The organism is Planococcus daihaiensis, from assembly GCF_049262615.1.
Classification (GTDB): domain Bacteria; phylum Bacillota; class Bacilli; order Bacillales_A; family Planococcaceae; genus Planococcus.
On the sequence record NZ_CP175504.1, the window covers coordinates 3140295 to 3161057 of the forward strand.

Below are 20763 nucleotides of genomic sequence, written 5' to 3' on the forward strand. Positions count from 1 at the left end.
GAATGGCTGAAAAGTCTGAACGCCAAAATGAAGTTGAAGCAAGCAACGTACCATTGACTACTGAAGGTCCGGAAGTGAGTGTAGAAGAAGCCAAAAAGCTATTGATTGAAGCCGGTAAGAAAAGCGGTGAGCTCAATTATGAACAGATAGCCGATAAATTAGCGATTTTTGAAATGGAATCCGACCAGGTGGAGGAATTTATCGACCAGTTGGAAGGCCATGGCATTGAACTCGAACGAAAATCCGATGACGAAGAGCATCTGGAACGGCTCATGAAACCGACGGAAGAAAAATTCGATTTGAACGACCTCAGTGTGCCGCCGGGCGTTAAAATCAATGATCCGGTCCGCATGTACCTGAAAGAAATCGGCCGAGTGGATCTTTTAAAGGCCGAAGAGGAAGTCCGTCTCGCGAAATTAATTGAGCAAGGTGATGAAGAAGCGAAAAAACGCTTGGCTGAAGCCAACCTGCGTCTCGTTGTCAGTATTGCCAAACGCTATGTCGGCCGCGGAATGCTGTTCCTGGATTTGATCCAGGAAGGAAATATGGGTCTTATCAAAGCGGTTGAAAAATTCGATTACTCGAAAGGATTCAAATTCAGTACGTATGCGACGTGGTGGATCCGCCAGGCAATTACACGCGCGATCGCCGATCAGGCCCGTACGATTCGAATCCCGGTACACATGGTTGAAACGATCAATAAATTGATCCGCGTTCAGCGTCAGCTGCTGCAGGATCTGGGCCGCGACCCTTCTCCGGAAGAGATCGGGGAAGAAATGGATCTGCTGCCAGAAAAAGTGCGCGAAATCCTGAAGATTGCACAAGAGCCGGTGTCACTTGAAACGCCGATCGGTGAAGAAGACGATTCCCATCTGGGTGATTTCATCGAAGATTCGGATGCACAATCCCCGTCTGACCACGCCGCTTATGAATTATTAAAAGAGCAGCTGGAAGATGTGCTGGATACGCTGACGGACCGGGAAGAAAATGTTTTGCGCCTGCGTTTCGGCCTTGATGACGGCCGCACACGCACACTTGAAGAAGTCGGAAAAGTTTTCGGCGTCACACGTGAGCGAATTCGCCAAATCGAAGCCAAAGCCCTTCGCAAGCTTCGCCACCCTTCAAGAAGCAAACGCCTGAAAGACTTTTTAGAATAAGCAAAGCCGTTTCTCATCGTAAAATGAGGAACGGTTTTTTGTTTTATTTTATATGAACATTTATCAATTTACCCTTATCTATTGAGTTTGACGGAATTTTAGCTATATAATGAATATTGAAAGCGTATTCAGATCAAAGGGGATGTAAAAAATGAATTTCGACTTAACGCAAGAACAGCAGATGATTAAAAAGACAATCAAGGAATTTGCGGATAAGGTAGTGGCTCCCGGAGCAATTGACCGCGACCGCAGCAAAGAATTTCCGACAGAAATTTTCAAACAGCTTTCCGACATGGGGATGATGGGATTGCCGTTTGATGAAAAATACGGCGGTGCCGGCGCGGACACGACGAGTTTTGCAATCGTCACAGAAGAATTGAGCCGTGCCTGCGCTTCGACAGGCATTACGTATTCCGCGCACATTTCACTGGGGGGCGCTCCACTTAATCTGTTCGGCACGGATGAACAGAAAGAAAAATACCTGACGCCGATCTGTACAGGTGAATCGTTTGGTGCATTCGGCCTGACAGAACCCAATGCCGGTTCAGACGCAGGCGGCACAGAAACACGTGCGATTGAAGATGGCGACGATTGGGTCATCAACGGGTCGAAAGTTTATATCACAAATGCAAGCCACGCGAAGCATTTGGCGATCACAGCGATCACAGGCATGGTTGACGGCAAAAAAGAAATCAGCGCAATTATTGTGCCGACGGACGCTGAAGGTTTTACAATTATTGACAATTACGAAAAAATGGGCTTGAATGCGTCCAATACGACCGAATTAGTACTGGATAATGTGCGCGTTCCAAAAAGCAACTTACTTGGCAAGCGCGGAGACGGTTTTAAACAGTTTTTGGTGACGCTGGACGGCGGGCGCATCGGGATCGCTGCGATGGCAGTCGGCATTGCACAAGCCGCTTTCAACCGGGCATTGACTTATTCCAAAGAACGCAAGCAATTTGGCAAAACGCTGTCGGAATTCCAGATTACGCAATTTAAATTAGCTGATATGGCGATGAAAATCGAATTGGCGCGTAATATGGTCTATAAAGCGGCATGGATGAAAGATCAGGGACGACCGTTTACGAAAGAAGCTTCTATGGCAAAACTTTACGCTTCTGAAATTTCCATGCAAGTTGCAAATGAAGCGATTCAGATTCACGGCGGCTACGGCTATATGAAAGAATACGAAGTGGAGCGCTATATGCGCGATGCCAAACTTCTTGAAATCGGAGAAGGCACATCAGAAGTTCAACGAATGGTCATTGCCCGTCAAATCGGCTGTTAAATTGCTGAATTTGTCACAAAGGAACAAAACTTATCCGTTATGCCTTTCCGTTTAGAGTAGAATACAGTACAATAATGATTGATACGAATACTATCATTTGTAGAATTAGAAGGGGGAGGGGTAACGGATGCAAAAAAATGCAATTGTACCTTATATCTTAATTATGGCTTTCGGTATTGGCCTTATTTTCTTCATGTCATTGCAAGGCGTCGGCGATGAAGCTGAAATAGCTGATGAGCAGGCAGCTGAAGAAAATGGCGAAGACACAGGCGAAGGAACTGCTGATACAGCAGAATTCGACCCGGAAGCTAAAGCGCAGGACAGCTGTATTTCATGTCACGGCTCAAGCTATGAAGGAAGCGGAGCTTTCCCATCATTGGTTGATACTGAAATGTCCCAAGAAGAAATTGAACAAATTATTGCAGAAGGTGCAGGCGCTATGCCTGGCGGACTTGTGGAAGCTGAAAACATTCCGGCAATGGCTGAGTGGGTTCTATCACTCGGAGAATAATAGCAAAAAACCCTTAGTTCTTCTGGAGCTAAGGGTTTTTCTGTCAATTGGGAGGATTTTTGGATGAATGCGCAACAATTATCGGAAAGATTGAAAAGAGTCGCTGCCCATGTACCTGCTGGGGCAATTCTGGCGGATATCGGCAGCGACCATGCCTATCTTCCTTGCTATCTGGCTTTAAAAGGCAGCATAAAAGGCGCTATTGCGGGAGAAGTGGTCAAAGGACCTTATGACTCTGCGTTGAAGCAAGTACAGCAGGAGGGCCTGAAGAATGTGATTGATGTAAGACTTGCCAGCGGTTTGGCCGCCATTGAGCCGGAAGACGGCGTTACAGCAGTTTCGATTGCGGGCATGGGCGGCCCATTGATTACATCGATTTTAGAGGATGGCAAAGAAAAACTCGAAGGCGTCGAGCGTCTGGTTCTGCAGCCCAATGTCCACGGCAAATCAATTCGGCAATGGGCTTGGGCAAACCAATGGGCAATCACAGAAGAAGAAATTCTGAAAGAAAACGATAAGATTTACGAAATCATCGTGTTGGAACCCGCAGCGTCGCCAGTTACTTTCTCAGAACAGGAACTTTTGATGGGACCTATTTTGATGGCGGAAAAATCTTCGGTGTTTATCGACAAATGGCACAGGGAAAGTTCCCAATGGAAGCAAATTTTAGTGTCAATGGAATCCACCGCACAGACGCTTCAAATTCTTGAAAAGAAAAAGGAGCTCGTTGAAAAAATTCGTTTAGTGGAAGAGGTGCTGCACGATGAAAATACCTAATGGCCAACAAATCATTGAAGAATTTGAGAAATGGTCGCCGAAGTATTTAGCCATGGAAGGTGATCCCATCGGCCTTCATGTCGGAACATTGAACAAGAAAGTCGAAAGAGTGCTTGTCACCCTTGACGTCAATGAAGCAGTGGTTGATGAAGCGATTGCCAAAGGAGCGGAATTGATCATCGCGCATCATCCCCCCATTTTTCGGCCGATGAAAAATATCCAGACCGATTTTCCTCAGGGGCGTTTGGTGGAAAAATTGATCAAACATGATATCGCCGTTTATGCGGCCCATACGAATCTCGATGTGGCAGAAGGCGGAGTCAACGATCTGCTCGCGCTGGCACTGGGACTTCAGGACACAAAAGTGCTTGTCCAAACCTATGAGGCCGAACTGGTGAAAATTGCTGTTTTTGTGCCCGAAAGCCACGAAGACGAGCTGCGTGAAGCGCTGGGCAACGCAGGAGCCGGATCGATCGGCGATTATGAACATTGCAGCTACACACTGTCGGGGACTGGCCGTTTCCGTCCCACAGCTGCAGCCGATCCGTATATCGGAGAAGCCGGCAAGTTGGAAATGACCGACGAATCGAAGATCGAAGTCGTGGTCCGCAAATTCGAAAAAGACCGCGTTATCCGGGCGATGATTGCGGCGCATCCGTATGAAGAAGTGGCATACGATGTATTCACGCTGGAAAACAAAGAGCTGCCGATGGGGCTTGGCCGTGTCGGCATATTGCCGGAGCAGCTGACTTTGAAAGAGTTTGCCCAATTGGTGAAAGATAAATTGCAGGTTCCCTTTGCCCGCGTTGTCGGCAACTGGGATGATCCCGTTAAGAAAGTGGCGGTTCTTGGCGGCGATGGCAATAAATACATCAACCAGGCCAAACGTTCCGGAGCGGATGTTTACGTTACGGGCGATATGTATTTCCATACGGCGCAGGATGCTGAAGCGATCGGCTTGAATATTGTCGATCCCGGGCATCATGTGGAAAAAGTGATGATCCGCGGAGTCGCCAATCATCTGGCAAAGAATACGGACTGGCAATGCGAATTTCTGCCGTCCGAAGTCGATACGGAACCGTTTAAACTCATATAAAAAAAGAGCGCCGAATCTGCAGCAAGCAGATTCGGCGCTTTTCTTACTTATTCTCCAACCGGATAAGGTTCAATGCGATCCGATGGTTTCGGATGCTTGATTTTCGGCAGGATTTTATTCAGTGGAACGGTACGCGTAAGCTGATGCGTTTCCGGATCCGCCGGGTCGTAGTTGCCGAGGAACGTCATGACTTCCTTGACGATCGGAGTCGGAGTTGAAGCTCCTGCAGTAACTCCCACAGTTTCGACGCCTTCGAGCCAATCGAGATTGAGTTCGGATAAATCGGAAATGCGGTAAGCAGGCGTCCCGGCAATATCCTGCGATACTTGTGCCAGGCGATTTGAGTTATTGCTCATCGGATCGCCGATGACGATCAGAAGGTCAGCTTCGCCGGCTTGTTCGGCTACAGCTTCCTGCCGGACCTGAGTGGCAAGGCAGATTTCTTTATGGACTTCCGAATGAGGGAATTTTTCTTTCAGTCTTTCCATCATCGCTACGACGTCCCATTGGCTCATCGTCGTCTGGTTGGTGATGATGATTTTGTCAGCTGTCAATTGGAGCTTGTTGACGTCATCCACATTTTCAACGAGGTGGACCAAGTCAGGAGCGACGCCGATTGCGCCTTCAGGCTCAGGATGGCCACTCTTGCCGATATAGACGATGTGAAAACCATCCGCCGTTTTTTCACGGATCAGGTCATGCGTGACTGTTACGTCAGGGCAAGTTGCATCAATGGATACAAGCCCTTTTCGGCGAGCCAGTTCCCGGACCTGCGGTGAAACGCCATGCGCGGTGAAAATAACCGTGCCCGTTTCGACTTTTTCAAGTATTTCAAGCCGGTTGGTGCCATCGAGCGTGATGATGCCATCCGCTTCGAAAGCATCCGTTACATGTTTATTGTGGACAATCATTCCCAATATATAAATAGGCCGGGGCAAACTTTCGTCCATTGCGGCATTTTTCGCAATGACCATGGCATCCACCACTCCGTAGCAATAACCTCTTGGTGATATTTTCATAACCTTCATCTGTTTACCGCTCCTTTCAACAATCAATACTTCCATTATAACGGAGACGGTGCAGCTTTACAAAAGTTGCATCGCGTAAAACACGCGGTTTATGCTATAATATACGGAGCGTAAGGAGGGAATTACATCCCATGACAAATTTCAAAGAATATTCATTAAAACCATTCCTATTAGAGGCAGTGGAGAAACTCGGTTTTACAGAACCGACTCCGATCCAAAAACAGATCATGCCTCATATATTGAAAGGCACCAGTGCTATAGGCCAATCCCATACAGGGACAGGCAAGACGCACAGTTTCATCATTCCCATCGTTGAGCGGGTTGACGTCAGCCGCCAGGAAGTGCAGGCGGTCATCGCTGCTCCGACGCGTGAGCTTGGAACCCAGCTTTACAACGAAATACTGAAGCTTACGGAAGGCTCCGGCATTGAAGTCAAATCGTTTATCGGCGGAACGGACAAACAGCGTTCAATCAATAAACTGAAAACCCAGCCGCACATCGTCATCGGCACGCCGGGACGCTTAAAAGATATGGTCAACGAACGCGCGTTGTTCGTCCATACGGCGAAAATCCTGGTAGTCGACGAAGCTGATTTGGCGTTCGATTTGGGCTTTATCGAAGAAATCGACCAGGTTGCCGGCAAAATGCAGGATGATCTGGAGATGTATGTCTTTTCAGCCACAATTCCTGAAAAGCTGAAACCATTCCTGAAAAAATATATGGAATCACCGGTCCATGTTAAAGTCGGCGACAAGCGCCCGACTGCTGAAGGACTGGATTTTTACCTGGTTCCTGTTCGCAGTAAACGCAAAATGGAGCGTTTGAAGGAAGTGATGGGAATCATCAACCCTTATCTGGCGATTATTTTCGTCAACACGCGCACCAACGCGGATTATGTAGCGGATCAATTAGCCAAAGATGGCATCAAAGTCGGCCGTGTCCACGGTGACCTTGCGCCTCGTGAACGAGTGAAAATGATGCGCCAGATCCGTGACCTCGAATATCAATACATCGTAGCAACGGACCTGGCAGCGCGTGGCATCGACATCGAGGGTGTCAGCCACGTCATCAATTATGAATTGCCGGAAGATCTCGAATTCTTCATTCACCGTGTTGGCCGTACAGCCCGCGCGGGAATGAAAGGCCTCGCAATCACGCTGTTCAAACCGGAAGAAGAAGATGCGATTGTCCGTGTTGAAAAAATGGGGATCCCATTCCAGCAGAAAGACATCATCAAAGGCGAATTCGTCGATCTGAAAGAGCGCCATACCAGAAAGGCGCGTGTGCGTCCTACAAACGAAGCGGACGCGAAAGCGAAAACAATGGTCCACAAACCAAAATCGGTAAAACCGATGTACAAGAAAAAGATGAAGTGGAAAATGGACGAAATCAAAAAAGCGGAACGCCGGAAAAACCGCAAGAAATAAGGAGTCGAAATTATGTTACTTGGATCTCACGTATCGATGAGCGGCAAAGGGATGCTGCTGGCAGCAAGTGAAGAAGCAGCTTCCTACGGAGCAACTACTTTCATGATCTACACAGGGGCCCCGCAGAACTCGCGGCGCAAACCGATCGAAGAACTGAATATCGAAGCGGGGCAGGCACATATGGCAGCCAATGGGCTGTCCAATATCGTCGTCCATGCACCTTATATCATCAATATTGCCAATACACAAAAGCCGGAAACTTTTGCTCATGGCGTCGAATTTCTGCAAAAGGAAATCGAACGCACTGCGGCACTTGGCGCCACGCAAATTGTTCTGCATCCCGGTGCCCATGTGGGTGCCGGAGCTGAAGCCGGCATTGCCAAAATTATCGAAGGCTTGAACGAAGTGCTGAGCCAGGATTTTCCGGTAAATATTGCACTCGAAACGATGGCAGGCAAAGGAACCGAATGCGGCCGCAGCTTTGAAGAGCTCGCGTCGATCATAAACGGCGTGAAAAATAACGAGCGTCTGTCCGTTTGTTTCGACACCTGCCATACGCACGATGCCGGATACAATATCAAAGAGGATTTCAACGGAGTCCTTGAAGATTTTGACCGTATCGTCGGCATAGACCGTTTGCAGGTGCTGCACATCAACGACAGCAAAAATGTGCGCGGTGCAGCCAAGGACCGCCATGAAAATATCGGCTTTGGTGAAATCGGATTTGAAGCCCTGAACGGCATCGTCCACCACCGCGACCTCATGCATGTTCCCAAAATTTTGGAAACGCCGTATGTCGGAGTGGACGCTAAAAACAAAAAAGCGCCATACGCATTTGAAATCGAAATGTTCAAAGCCGGCGTATTTTCACCCGGTGTCATAGAAGATTTGAAAGCTCCTCTTTAATAGAGGAGTTTTTATTTTTATCCTAGTTTACTCATATTACTTTGCTCTAAGCTGACGCTCTCCGTTAGTGGCTAGCGTCTAAGTATTCTCATTATTTCCGTAGGAGCCGCCTTCTAAAACTCGATTATGACTCTGATGATTAAATTGATGTAAGTTATAAATAAATCAAAATTTGAACTATCTTATTTATGGAAAGAATTCTAAAGATATGGAGCAAAACAGCGCAGACGCCCAGGGGACCAAGCGAAGTGCTGAGATCCACTCGGGCGAAGTGAAACGAGACCGAGTTAGCTCAGCGCGAGCCAAGTGTTGGCCGAAGGCAGTTCGGCCGACGCTTTGCGACGAAGCAGCGCAGCGATGCAGGAGCACGGGTTTTGGCAAGCGAAGCTGTTTTGCGGAATATCGGTTTGCAGATAACATGTTATGAAAGCTCCTCTTTAATAGAGGAGTTTTTCTTTTTGGGTTCGAATGGTTTACAAGGGAGCGGAACTGGCTTATACTTTTAAAATGTAAATCGTAATCATTCTTAATTGGAAAAGAGGCGGCAGTATGGATGCGCCATTGATTGAAATCAAAGACATCAGCTTTGAATATGAAGAAACAAAAGCATTGGATAATATTTCAATGAAAGTCGAAAAAGGGGATTTTTTGGCGATATTGGGACCGAACGGCTCCGGAAAATCCACCCTGCTGAAAATTATGCTGGGGTTGATAAAACCGTCTAAAGGTTCGATAAAACTTTTCGGAGTGGATGCGAAGAATTTTAAAAATCGGGAATGGATCGGTTATGTTTCGCAGAAATCCAATTCGTTCAATGCCGGATTTCCCGCAACAGTTCAAGAAGTGGTAGCTGGGGGGCTGGCTAAAAAAGCGGGATTGTTTCACCGTATGCCAAAAACAGTCGATGAAGATGTGTCGGCAGCGTTGACGGCAGTCGGAATGGAGCAATTCCGGAACCGCAGCATCAGTGAGTTGTCTGGAGGCCAACAGCAGCGGGTCTTTATCGCCCGCGCGCTGGTCTCAAAGCCGAAAATGCTGATTCTCGATGAACCGACAGTTGGCATCGACCATCAAAATGTGCAGGCTTTTTACGATATGCTGGCGTCGCTGAACCACAACAACGGCATCACTCTGGTCATGGTGACGCATGATGTGGATACGGTGACAGATCGGGTTTCACATGTTGCCTGCCTGAATCAGACGATCCATTTCCACGGCTTCAAAGAACAGTTTCAAACATTGAGTGACGAAGAACGCGCCTCGTGGTATGGCCATTCCGTCCGGAAAATCCATCACACAGGAGGCGCACATTGACAATGATAGACGCTATATTGACTTATGAATTTCTACAGAATGCGTTCGGCGCCGGGTTGATCATCGGGATCATTGCCCCACTCTTAGGGGTGTTCATCGTCGTCCGCAGACTGTCGCTGATTGCAGACGCACTCAGCCATGTTACGCTGGCGGGGATTGCCGGCAGCCTCTATTTAAGCCAGAGTGTTGCGGCTTTCGCCACCTTAAATCCGCTGTTCCTCGGAATCGCGGCATCTGTCGGCGGTTCAGTCCTTATCGAACGCCTGCGCAGCCTGTATAAGCATTACGAAGAGTTGGCCATCCCGATCATCCTGTCGGCAGGAATCGGTTTCGGTGCTATTTTTATTTCATTGGCCCAAGGGTTTACAAATGACCTTTTCGGCTATCTGTTCGGTTCAGTGTCAGCTGTCAGCAGGGAAGACTTATTGATTGTCGTTGCCATCGCAATCGTGGTTCTCGCATTTATCTTTTTATTTTTTAAAGAACTTTTCGTTTTATCTTTCGACGATGAATATGCCAAAGCTTCCGGCCTGCCGGCAAAATGGATCCATTTTATGTTCATGATCGTTACGGCACTCGTTATTGCCGGCTCCATGCGCATCGTCGGAATCCTATTGGTATCATCCCTGATGACCATTCCCGTCGCAGCAGCTATGCGCGTATCAAAAAGCTTTAAACAGACCATTATTCTGTCGATCCTGTTCGGGGAAGCATCCGTTATTGCCGGACTGATTTCCGCTTTCTACTTTGACCTGGCTCCGGGAGGAACAATTGTCGTTACATCGATTTTATTATTGCTGATTGTTTTGATTTATAAAAAAATATCTGTAAGCGTAAAAAGAGGGGCGATCGCATGAATCTTGTAAAAGCATGGGACATTTTGAAACAAAAGGGCTATAAGGAAACGTCGAAACGCAATCAGATCCTTGAACTTTTCGTCAACGATGACCGTTATCTGACCGCGCGGGATCTGCTGGACGTCATGCAAAAGGATTATCCGAGCATGAGTTATGACACGGTCTACCGCAATCTGGCGACTTTCGTCAGCCTCGGCATTTTGGAAGAGACTGAACTGTCGGGAGAGCGCCATTTCCGTATGCACTGTGAAAGTGATTCCCATCATCATCACTTTATCTGTATGGACTGCGGTAAAATCAAAGAAATTCCGGTATGTCCGATGGATATGCTCGGAGCCGCATTGCCGGCTTATGAAATAGCCAACCATAAATTCGAAATTTATGGCAAGTGCCCGGAGTGTAAATAAACCCAAAAATTTCGAACACAAAAAAGCCGATTGCAACTGTGCAATCGGCTTTTTCCTATTTGTTTGGAGTTGTTAACGCGCTTTGGACACCGAATTCATTTTTCACCCATTGTTCCGCTTCCAGCCAATCATAGACACGGATGACACTATTCGGTACCGCTTCCTGATTGTAAGGGGTATTGAATAAAATGACCGGTATATCCAGTTCTTCACTGATTTCGACCGCGTTGTCATGCTTGTCTTCGAAAAAGAGATCGACATTATGGCGCTTCGCCGTTTCAATCTTTTTATGCGTGCCGATCAATTCGATATGATCGTAAGCGATTGCATGCTCTTTGAACCATTCGTGCGTAATATCCAAAACATTTTCGCCGCGGGCGGAAATGTAGAATAATTCATAATGCGATTTCCAGTGGTTCAGAATGCTTTTGGCATTATCTGACACCGGTGAAGATGCATAAATGGCTGATTCCGCTTCCCGGAACCAGGAGTAAAATTCTCCGGGCTCTAAATGGGGAAGAGCAGTTGTCAGGTCATATTCCTTGATATCATCCAAAGTCAATGCACTGTTAAATTGCTTGTTTATATGCGGGATCAATGAAGTGGGCGATGTTACTGTCCCGTCTATATCAATTCCAAAACGATATCTCATAGCATCACTACCTTATACTTGTTGTTTGTCGGCTTCCGCTTTTTCAGCGGCTTGCTTGTCAAAATATTCCTGAGCAAGTTTATCAATTTCAAGTTTCAATTCGTCCACCATTGTCGCTTCAGGGACTTTGCGGACTGTCTTGCCGTGCATGAAGAGCAAACCTTCGCCGCGGGCACCGGCGATGCCGATATCGGCTTCACGGGCTTCTCCTGGTCCGTTGACTGCACAGCCAAGAACTGCCACTTTCAACGGTGCTTTGATGTGCGAAATGTATTCCTCGACTTCATTGGCAATTGTGATCAAATCGATTTCGATGCGTCCGCAAGTCGGACACGAAATCAATGTGGCAGCATTTGAAGAAAGTCCGAAAACTTTCAGCATTTCGCGCGCCACTTTGACTTCTTCGACAGGATCTGCGCTGAGTGATACGCGCAATGTGTTGCCGATGCCTTTTTGCAGCAGGGCGCCAAGGCCGGCTGCTGATTTCACCGTACCGGAGAACAAAGTACCGGATTCAGTGATTCCAAGGTGCAACGGGTAATCAAATGCTTTCGATGCTTTTTCGTATGCTTCTACCGCAAGCTGAACATCAGACGCTTTCAAGGACACGATGATGTCATGGAAATCGAGGTCTTCGAGAATTTTAATGTGGTGAAGAGCACTTTCGACCATACCATCCGCTGTCGGGTAGCCATATTTTTCTAAAATTTTCCGTTCCAACGAACCGGCGTTGACGCCGATGCGAATCGGAATGCCTTTTGCTTTACAGGCATTGACGACCGCTTCGACTTTTTCGCGGCGTCCGATATTGCCCGGGTTGATGCGGATTTTATCAGCACCTTGTTCGATTGCAATAAGGGCTAATTTATAATCAAAATGGATGTCCACAACTAACGGGATGTTGATGCGCTTTTTAATGTCGCCGATGGCATATGCGGCACGTTCATCCGGACATGCGACGCGAACAACCTGGCAACCTGCTTCTTCCAGGCGAAGAATTTCTGCTACAGTCGCTTCGACATCGTGTGTTTTTGTTGTTGCCATACTTTGTATGAATAATTCATTGCTGCCGCCGATTGTGATATCTCCAACTTTTACGGGGCGTGTGTTTGAACGGTGAATAATCTCACTCATCAATTATCTCTCCTTTTGGGATATTCCAGTTATTGGAACCGGTCCCGCTTTTCTTCTGCCGGTTCAAGTCAATGCAAATTTTAGCCGGCTCTAAGTGATGCCTATTGCTATTTTAGCAGTCTCAGCTTGTAAAATACAAGAAAGAACGGTCAACACGCTATTTGCGTGGCGGCATTTTGGGGTAATACTTTATTGCCAGATACAGATAGCCGATTGCCGACAGTGAAATCAGGATTGGAAGCCATGAATTCTCTGTAATAAAACCAACAGCGACCGATAAAATTGTCGGAACTGTGACTGCGAGGGACGTGGTTCGCCATAATTGACGATATTCCCCCCGGCGCTTCATTCCTTTCAATATGGCCATGCCGATCCAAGCAAACAAGCTGATTTTGATGAAATGGTAAAGCGTGGTGGAAACAAACAGCAGGATGAAGGCCAATGGGTAGAGCAGCCATTCGTTTGCTTCTATATAAAGAAGAAATCCTTCCAGATCACCCGAAACGCTGCTGAGGCCATCAATAAATTCGATAAACGCGGGAATCGTCAGCAGCAGGATGAACAGAAAAACAAAACGCATTATTTTTCCGATCGGTAATATCCTGACGGCTGCCTGCTTTTTAGGTTCCATTATACTGGCTTTCAGCAATTGTAAGATATTCACGTTCATCTTCCTTTCGTTTATAATAATATCCTACCATTATATTGAATCGAGTAAATTATGCTTTGTTACGGGAATGTAAATTTTTCATGAAGGGTATTTACAATTGCGTACCGAAGTATACATAATGGACAAGGTGTTAAAAAGCTATTCTAGGAGTGATTGTTAATCGTGGAAATGAACTGGCAAGAAATATTCTTCACCTTCATAGGTGGGCTTGGTATATTCCTTTTCTCCATCAAGTATATGGGAGACGCTTTACAGAAAGCGGCAGGGGATAAACTTCGTGAAATATTGGACCGCTTTACCACCAATCCTTTCATGGGTGTTCTGGTTGGTATTATTGTAACCATTCTAATTCAATCCAGTTCAGGAACGACTGTTATCGTCGTCGGGCTGGTAAGTGCCGGGTTCATGACCTTGCGCCAGGCAATCGGGGTCATTATGGGGGCGAACATCGGTACAACCGTTACTGCGTTCATCATCGGACTTGATGTCGGTGCATACTCTTTGCCGATCATGGCTGCAGGGGCTTTCTTAATCTTCTTCTTCAAGAAAAATCAAATTCAGAACATCGGCCAGGTTATTTTCGGTTTCGGAGGCTTGTTCTTCGGGATGGATACGATGAGCGGGGCGATGAAGCCGTTGCGTGAATTGCCGGCTTTCATCGATATGACCGTCAACCTCAGTGAATTTCCGATTCTGGGTGTTGCAGTAGGGACGCTTGTGACGTTCATCGTTCAAAGTTCCAGTGGTACTGTGGCAATCCTGCAGGGCTTATACGGTGAAGGCCTTGTAACATTGGATGCGGCATTGCCAGTCCTATTCGGCGATAATATCGGGACCACCGTTACAGCTATTCTTGCTGCACTCGGAGCTTCAGTTGCCGCCCGCCGAGCAGCAGCCGTACACGTGCTTTTCAATATTATCGGATCTGTTATCTTCCTGATCCTGCTTGTACCTTTCACGGCTTATGTGGAATGGCTGGCAATCACACTCGGACTTGATCCGAAAATGGAAATTGCATTTGCTCACGGATCATTCAACGTAGCCAACACAATCATTCAATTTCCATTGATCGGGCTATGGGCTTATCTGGTAACAAAAGTGATACCTGGAGATGACGTAACGATTGAGTTCAAACCGAAACATCTCGATCTTCATTTCATCGAACAATCACCTTCCATTGCGCTTGGACAGGCAAAAGAAGAAATCCTGCGTATGGGCCAATATTCCGTGCAGGGACTTCAGGAAACATATGAATATTTGAAAACGAAAACTTCCAAGAATGCCGAAACCGGCTATCAATTGGAAGATGCCATAAACAATTTAGACAGCAAAATAACGGATTACCTTGTATTGATATCGGGTGAATCACTGTCAGCAGCAGATTCAACACGCCACACAATGCTGATGGAAACGGTTCGCGATATTGAGCGCATCGGAGATCATTTCGAAAACATTATCGAATTGATCGATTATCAGGTCAATAACCGCGTGACGATTACAGACGACGCAATGGAAGACCTGACAGAAATGTTCACGTTAACGATTGCAACCGTTCAAAAATCCCTGGATGCACTTGACACGACGAGCCATGAGCTTGCGCGTGAAGTTGCGGAACAAGAAGACCTGATTGACAAGATGGAGCGGAAATTCCGCAAGAAACACATTCTCCGTCTGACAGAAGGAGCTTGTTCGGCACAGGCAGGAATCGTGTTTGTTGATATTGTCAGCAACCTGGAACGAATCGGTGACCATTCCGTAAATATCGCGGAAGCAATTCTTGGAAATCGCGCATAACAATATCTCCCTTTCATCTTTCTTTACATTTTAAAAAATGTAGGGCACGATGAAAGGGAGTTTTTAATTGGGGAGGAACTGCTATGGAAACAATGGAAGTGATAGGCTGGATTGTCGTCCTGCTATTTTTTGTAATCGGTTTTATCGGTTTGGTATATCCTATAATTCCTGCAGTGCTGTTTATTTTTGGCGGATTTGTCATGTATGGCCTGTTTTTCGACTTTGCAGCTCTGCCCTGGTGGTTCTGGCTGATCCAATTGCTGTTCGTGGGCTTATTGTTCAGCGCGGATGCTTTATCGAATGCATACAGCGTAAAGCGCTTCGGGGGTTCGAGGGCTGGGTTTTGGGGAAGCATGATCGGTTTGATCTTCGGACCTTTTATCCTGCCGATCATCGGCATCATCATCGGTCCTTTTGTCGGCGCTATCGGTGCAGAACTGATTTTCAACCGCTCAAATTTTAAACAGGCATTCAGATCCGGCATCGGTTCAGTGGTCGGCTTTGTCACTTCGGTTTTCACCAAAGGCATCATTCAGCTGGTGATGGTCATCTTGTTCTTCATCGTTGTTTAAATCAGTCAAAGGTCTGATTAAAATGGATGTTCGTGCTTTTTAATTGTATCAATCTGTAAACTTTGATACGCTAGGAAAGTAGCACAATAGACTCAAGGAGGAATTTAATCATGGCATATGAATTACCGGAATTACCTTACGCGTATGACGCACTTGAACCGCATATTGACAAGGAAACGATGAATATTCACCACACAAAACACCATAACACTTATATTACGAATGTAAACGCAGCCCTGGAAGGCCACGACGATCTTTCTTCAAAATCTGTAGAAGACCTTATTTCTGATTTGAACGCTGTGCCTGAAGATATCCGTACAGCTGTACGCAACAACGGCGGCGGACATGCCAACCACTCATTATTCTGGCAATTGATGACGCCAAACGGCACCGGCGCCCCATCAGGTGCTCTTGCAGAAGCGATCAACAGCAAGTTTGGCAGTTTTGACGAATTCAAAACAAAATTCGAAAACGCTGGCAAAACACGCTTTGGATCTGGCTGGGCTTGGCTTGCAGTTTCAAACGGGGAACTTGAAGTTACTTCCACTGCCAACCAGGACTCTCCATTGATGGACGGCAAAACGCCGATTCTTGGAGTGGACGTTTGGGAGCATGCCTATTACTTGAAATACCAGAACAAACGCCCGGATTATTTGGCGGCATTCTGGAACGTAGTAAACTGGGATGAAGTTTCAAAACGCTTTGAAGCAGCAAAATAATTAATAATATATGAAACCTGACACACACTTTTTCGTCTGAAAAAGTGTGTGTTTTTTATTGTTCGATGATATACTAGCTTTTGGATATTTCACCGAAAGGAGACCAATTAATAAATGAGCCAACCCAATAAGAGGAAAGTAAGTCAGGCGAAATCCAAGCTGAAATCCCATACCGTCTTTCGCATGAATATCCTGTTCTTCTCAATTTTTCTGCTTTTTTCTGTGCTGATCTTAAGGCTCGGTTATTTGCAGATTGTCAAAGGTGAGGATTATGCCCGTGCTTTGGCAAGAACGGAAGAAGTGCCGGTCAATACGAGCGTACCTAGAGGCCGTATTTTTGACAGTGAAGGCCGCGTACTTGTTGATAACGATCCCGTAAACGCCATTACATATACGGCGATGCAGACAACCAAGCGCAGCGACATGCTCGAAACTGCCAGAGAGCTCGCTAAATTGATCGAAAAAGATGATAAACGTGTGACAGCACGTGACAAACAGGATTTTTATATATTGCTTAATACTACAGAAGCGACTGAAAAAGTCACAGACGCCGAACGTGCAGCAATCGCCAATGAAGAAATTACAAAACAGGAACAACAGCGCAAAATAGATACGCTCATCCGGGAAAAAATCACGGAAGAGGAATTGGCGAGCCTTACAGCAGAAGACATCGAGACATTGGCGATTTTCCGTGAAATGACATCGGGCTATGCATTGTCGCCTCAAATCATCAAGAACGAAGAAGTGACTCCCGAAGAATTCGCAAGGGTTTCGGAAAGGCTGACCGATCCAAAACTGAAAGGTGTCAATACGATTACCGATTGGAAGCGTGTTAAAACCAGCGATTTGACAATTCTGGGAAGCACGACGACTCCTGAGCAAGGGATCCCGTCAAGCAGCCTGGAATATTACATGGCACGGGATTACTCCCGCAATGACCGCGTGGGAACCAGCTTTTTGGAACTGCAATACGAAGAAGTTCTGCAAGGCCAAAAATCGGTCGTCAAAAATATTACCGACGGCCGTGGCCGGGTCATTGAGACCATTCCGTCGGACGCCGGCAAGCCCGGCAAAGATTTGATGCTGACGATTGACAGCGAGCTGCATGCTTCAATGGAAGATATTGTCGAAAAGCATTTGCGCGAACTGAAAGCCGGTCCGAATGCCCAATTGGTCAGAGATGCTTACCTGGTCATGATGGATCCCCGAACCGGTGAAATGCTGTCGATGGTCGGCAAGCGCCTCGACCGTGATGATGATGGCAAACTGGTGATGCAGGATATGTCGTATGCCGCTGTAACGGCGGCTTATGAAACCGGTTCTGTTATTAAAGGCGCGACACTGTTGACCGGCTATGCGGAAGACGCCGTCAGCATGAACCAGACTTTGATTGATGAGCCTTTAATAATAAGCGGTACAGATCCGAAGCGATCACTTTTTAACCAGACCAGATTTAACAGAATAGCTGTTACTGACCTCAAAGCAATAGAACGGTCATCCAACGTTTACATGTTCAAAATCGCATTGGCGCTGGCAAATGAAAAATATGAATACAATCAGCCGATCAATATTCCTCCAAGACATTTTGAAACGATGAGAAACTCGTTTGCCCAATTCGGTCTTGGTGTAAAGACGGGAATCGATCTTCCATTTGAAGGAACCGGCTTCAAAGGCGCCTCGGACATTGGAGGCGACTTGCTCAACTTTACAATCGGACAATTTGATACTTACACGACGATGCAATTGGCTCAATATGTATCAACCATCGCAAATGACGGCTACCGTATGGAGCCGCATCTAGTCAAAGAGATTCGCGGTGCATCGACGGACGGACAAAACCTCGGCCCGGTGGAGACGGTGATTGAGCCGAAAATCCTGAACCGCATCAGCAATTCACAGGCGGAAATTGATCAATTGAAAAAAGGAATGCGGAATGTGTATATCGGAGACCAGGGAACTGCCAGAAGTTATTTTGCTGACGCGGATTTTACCGCTGCCGGCAAAACCGGTACGGCGGAAGTGGTGTATAATGATGACAGAGAAAATCCTTTTTATAAAGACGATGCCATTACAACGACCCACGTGGGATTTGCGCCATACGACAATCCCGAAGTTGCCTATGCCGTGATGATTCCTTATATCTCCACGAATGGGCGGGCGGTGCCGCCGACCAGCAACCTGATCGTGCGGGAGGCTTTGGATAAATATTTTGAACTGCGTGAAACCAGATTGGAAGAATCACCAACCGTCATCAAACCCCCTTATTCGAGTGAAGTAATTGAAGAAGGCGAAGAAGAACCGATCGATGCAGAAGAAGAATAAAACTTGAAACCCGGCCTGCAGCCTTGCAGGCCGGGTTTTTTTGCGCGAATTTCAGATGCAAAAAGGTATGTATTTTCATTGTCTATGCATTTACAAATTCTTAACATTGCCTTTATATGTCCTCAACAATCGTTCTTTATAGTTAAGACTGTAAACAAAACAAACTATTTGGGGGCGTAAAAAGATGAAAAACTGGAAATTCAAAATGGCTTCAACAATTCTCGGATCGACTTTACTACTTGCAGCATGCGGTGGTACTGATGAAGGCGGAGAAACTGAGGACAACGGTTCATCAACAGCAAGTGAAGTCGAAGGTTCAGTAATTGGAGATGGATCATCTACAGTGGCACCAATCCTGGAAGGTATCGTTGAAGAATATGCCGGAGCTCAGCCAGGCGTACAAGTGACAGTCGGCGTTTCCGGTACAGGTGGCGGTTTCGAGAAATTTGTAGCCGGCGAGACTGATTTCTCAAATGCATCGCGTCCCATTAAAGAAGAAGAAGCAGCTGCGCTCGAAGAAGCTGGCATTGATTACACAGAATTTCTATTAGCGTATGACGGATTGTCAGTGGTCGTCAGCCAGGAAAATGACTGGGTGGAAGATTTGTCGGTGGAAGATCTGAAGAAATTATGGGTGGAAGATGGAACAACGAAAACCTGGTCCGACATCAATCCAGAATGGCCGGATGAAGAAATCGTATTCTACGCACCAGGAACTGCTTCAGGAACATACGATTACTTCAATGAAGTGATTCTGGAAGATGAAGACATCGTCAGCTCAGCGACACTGTCAGAAGATGACAACACGTTGGTGCAGGGCATCCAGGCTGATCCAAATGCAATCGGGTTCTTCGGTTACGCTTACTACGTAGCGAACCAGGATACGTTGAAAGTAGTAACAATTGACGGCATTGAACCGAATGATGAAACGATTGAATCCGGCGAATACTCGCCATTATCACGCCCATTGTTCACTTATGCGAAAAACACGTCAATGAGTGAAAATGAAGCAGCATATGATTTCATGCAATACACGATTGAAAATGCCGCTGAAATGGCGCAAGCAGTCGGCTACGTGTCATTGAAGGACGAAGAATACGAAGCGGGCTTGGCAGATCTTGAAGCTTTAAAATAAATTGAAATAGTCCAGAATCAGGGTGAGCAGCCTTTGCTCACCTTTTGGGTGTGAAAGGGGTTTCGTCATGGGGCAATCTGTGCAGGAAATGATCGCGCAGTCGAAAGGCAAAAAGAACAAAAAATTCGTGGAAAAAATGATGCCGGTGCTTTTATTCCTTATTGCAACGGTATCTGTACTTACGACCATCGGCATTATGCTGACGTTGATCGTTGAAACGGTCACATTCTTTACAAGAGTATCCATCACCGACTTCATATTTGGCACGACGTGGCTGCCTTTTTCAAATAAGGAAGCGCAATTCGGCATCCTTCCGCTGATCGTCGGGACTTTAAAGGTGACGCTGATTGCCATCGTGGTAGCAGTGCCGATCGGGATTTCAGCAGCCATCTATTTGAGTGAGTATGCAACAGAGAATGTGCGGAAAGTGATTAAACCGGTGCTGGAAGTTCTTGCCGGCATACCGACAATTGTCTATGGATTCTTTGCATTGACATTCGTCACACCGCTTTTGCAAACCTTTTTCCCGGACATTAAAATATTCAATGCCATCTCTCCGGGTATCGTTGTCGGCATCATGATCATACCAATGATTGCATCGCTGTCAGAAGATGCGATGTCATCGGTTCCAAAGAGTATCCGCGAAGGTGCATTGGCAATGGGATCGACTAAATTCGAAGTGGCAATGAAAATAACGATTCCAGCCGCTGTTTCCGGTATCGTGGCATCAGTTGTTCTGGCAGTATCCCGTGCCATCGGCGAAACGATGATTGTTTCCCTGGCAGCCGGTTCAACTCCAAAATTCGACGGAGATTTTACTGGCTCCATCCAGACGATGACGGCCTATATTGTCCAGGTCTCCAAAGGGGATGCCGGCTACGGTACGACAATCTATTATTCAATCTACGCGGTAGGATTTACGTTATTCATCTTCACCCTGGTCATGAACATTTTGGCCAATTACGTTTCCAAGCGTTTCAGAGAGGAGTATTGA

Annotated in this window: 20 protein-coding genes; 16 read left to right on the plus strand and 4 right to left on the minus strand. The window is 46.6% G+C overall.

What is annotated here, in order from left to right:
• Window positions 1-2 precede the first annotated feature (2 nt).
• The 5 genes from rpoD (at window position 3) to DHX103_RS15625 (ending at window position 4832) form a co-directional block, all read left to right on the plus strand.
• A complete protein-coding gene (gene rpoD, locus DHX103_RS15605) occupies window positions 3-1157 on the plus strand; it encodes an RNA polymerase sigma factor RpoD (protein WP_422123136.1) in 1155 nt (384 codons plus the stop codon).
• Between the two features lie 151 nt (window positions 1158-1308).
• Window positions 1309-2448 (plus strand): acyl-CoA dehydrogenase, encoded by a 1140-nt coding sequence (locus tag DHX103_RS15610; protein WP_422123137.1) that lies wholly within the window; start codon window positions 1309-1311, stop codon window positions 2446-2448.
• Window positions 2449-2575: 127 nt separating this feature from the next.
• Window positions 2576-2959, plus strand: a complete 384-nt coding sequence (gene cccA / locus DHX103_RS15615) for a cytochrome c550 (RefSeq protein ID WP_422123138.1) — start codon at window positions 2576-2578, stop codon at window positions 2957-2959.
• 63 nt (window positions 2960-3022) lie between these two features.
• Window positions 3023-3736 carry a tRNA (adenine(22)-N(1))-methyltransferase gene (locus DHX103_RS15620; RefSeq protein ID WP_422123139.1) on the plus strand — a complete coding sequence of 238 codons (714 nt, stop codon included), beginning with the start codon at window positions 3023-3025 and terminating at the stop codon, window positions 3734-3736.
• Complete coding sequence (locus tag DHX103_RS15625; RefSeq protein WP_422123140.1) at window positions 3723-4832, plus strand: Nif3-like dinuclear metal center hexameric protein; 1110 nt, start codon at window positions 3723-3725, stop codon at window positions 4830-4832. Before DHX103_RS15620 ends, DHX103_RS15625 begins: the two co-directional genes overlap by 14 nt.
• 47 nt (window positions 4833-4879) lie before the next feature.
• Here DHX103_RS15625 and DHX103_RS15630 read toward each other — a convergent pair whose 3' ends face one another.
• Window positions 4880-5860: a 4-hydroxy-3-methylbut-2-enyl diphosphate reductase gene (locus DHX103_RS15630; protein WP_422123141.1), complete on the minus strand. Its 981-nt coding sequence runs from the start codon at window positions 5858-5860 to the stop codon at window positions 4880-4882.
• Between the two features lie 131 nt (window positions 5861-5991).
• On the opposite strand from DHX103_RS15630, the gene DHX103_RS15635 reads away from it, so the two are divergent.
• From DHX103_RS15635 to DHX103_RS15655, 5 genes are all read left to right on the plus strand, one after another.
• Window positions 5992-7287: a DEAD/DEAH box helicase gene (locus DHX103_RS15635; protein WP_422123142.1), complete on the plus strand. Its 1296-nt coding sequence runs from the start codon at window positions 5992-5994 to the stop codon at window positions 7285-7287.
• A gap of 9 nt (window positions 7288-7296) precedes the next feature.
• Entirely contained in the window at window positions 7297-8193 is an 897-nt protein-coding gene (locus tag DHX103_RS15640) for a deoxyribonuclease IV (protein WP_422124800.1), read from the plus strand.
• A 549-nt stretch (window positions 8194-8742) separates the two neighbouring features.
• A complete protein-coding gene (locus DHX103_RS15645) occupies window positions 8743-9507 on the plus strand; it encodes a metal ABC transporter ATP-binding protein (RefSeq protein WP_422123143.1) in 765 nt (254 codons plus the stop codon).
• Window positions 9508-9509: 2 nt separating this feature from the next.
• Window positions 9510-10364, plus strand: coding sequence for a metal ABC transporter permease (locus DHX103_RS15650; RefSeq protein WP_422124801.1), 855 nt, complete (start codon window positions 9510-9512; stop codon window positions 10362-10364).
• Window positions 10361-10771 carry a Fur family transcriptional regulator gene (locus tag DHX103_RS15655; RefSeq protein WP_144840161.1) on the plus strand — a complete coding sequence of 137 codons (411 nt, stop codon included), beginning with the start codon at window positions 10361-10363 and terminating at the stop codon, window positions 10769-10771. Before DHX103_RS15650 ends, DHX103_RS15655 begins: the two co-directional genes overlap by 4 nt.
• Before the next feature lie 55 nt (window positions 10772-10826).
• On the opposite strand, the gene DHX103_RS15660 is transcribed toward DHX103_RS15655, so the two are convergent.
• The 3 genes from DHX103_RS15660 to DHX103_RS15670 all read right to left on the minus strand — a co-directional run bounded on the left by DHX103_RS15660 (window position 10827) and on the right by DHX103_RS15670 (window position 13221).
• A complete protein-coding gene (locus DHX103_RS15660) occupies window positions 10827-11423 on the minus strand; it encodes a hypothetical protein (protein WP_422123144.1) in 597 nt (198 codons plus the stop codon).
• A 12-nt stretch (window positions 11424-11435) separates the two neighbouring features.
• On the minus strand, window positions 11436-12557 hold the full coding sequence (gene ispG, locus DHX103_RS15665) for a flavodoxin-dependent (E)-4-hydroxy-3-methylbut-2-enyl-diphosphate synthase (RefSeq protein WP_422123145.1): 1122 nt from the start codon (window positions 12555-12557) through the stop codon (window positions 11436-11438).
• Between the two features lie 157 nt (window positions 12558-12714).
• Window positions 12715-13221, minus strand: a complete 507-nt coding sequence (locus DHX103_RS15670) for a DUF1189 family protein (RefSeq protein ID WP_422123146.1) — start codon at window positions 13219-13221, stop codon at window positions 12715-12717.
• A 168-nt stretch (window positions 13222-13389) separates the two neighbouring features.
• Between DHX103_RS15670 and DHX103_RS15675 the strand changes: the two genes are divergently transcribed.
• The 6 genes from DHX103_RS15675 (at window position 13390) to pstC (ending at window position 20763) form a co-directional block, all read left to right on the plus strand.
• Entirely contained in the window at window positions 13390-15021 is a 1632-nt protein-coding gene (locus DHX103_RS15675) for a Na/Pi cotransporter family protein (RefSeq protein WP_422124802.1), read from the plus strand.
• 92 nt (window positions 15022-15113) lie between these two features.
• Window positions 15114-15593, plus strand: coding sequence for a DUF456 domain-containing protein (locus tag DHX103_RS15680; protein WP_422124803.1), 480 nt, complete (start codon window positions 15114-15116; stop codon window positions 15591-15593).
• A gap of 110 nt (window positions 15594-15703) precedes the next feature.
• Window positions 15704-16312, plus strand: a complete 609-nt coding sequence (locus DHX103_RS15685; RefSeq protein ID WP_422123147.1) for a superoxide dismutase — start codon at window positions 15704-15706, stop codon at window positions 16310-16312.
• A 114-nt stretch (window positions 16313-16426) separates the two neighbouring features.
• Entirely contained in the window at window positions 16427-18634 is a 2208-nt protein-coding gene (locus DHX103_RS15690) for a peptidoglycan D,D-transpeptidase FtsI family protein (RefSeq protein ID WP_422123148.1), read from the plus strand.
• A gap of 184 nt (window positions 18635-18818) precedes the next feature.
• Window positions 18819-19769, plus strand: a complete 951-nt coding sequence (locus DHX103_RS15695) for a PstS family phosphate ABC transporter substrate-binding protein (protein WP_422123149.1) — start codon at window positions 18819-18821, stop codon at window positions 19767-19769.
• A 67-nt stretch (window positions 19770-19836) separates the two neighbouring features.
• Window positions 19837-20763: a phosphate ABC transporter permease subunit PstC gene (pstC, locus tag DHX103_RS15700; protein ID WP_422123150.1), complete on the plus strand. Its 927-nt coding sequence runs from the start codon at window positions 19837-19839 to the stop codon at window positions 20761-20763.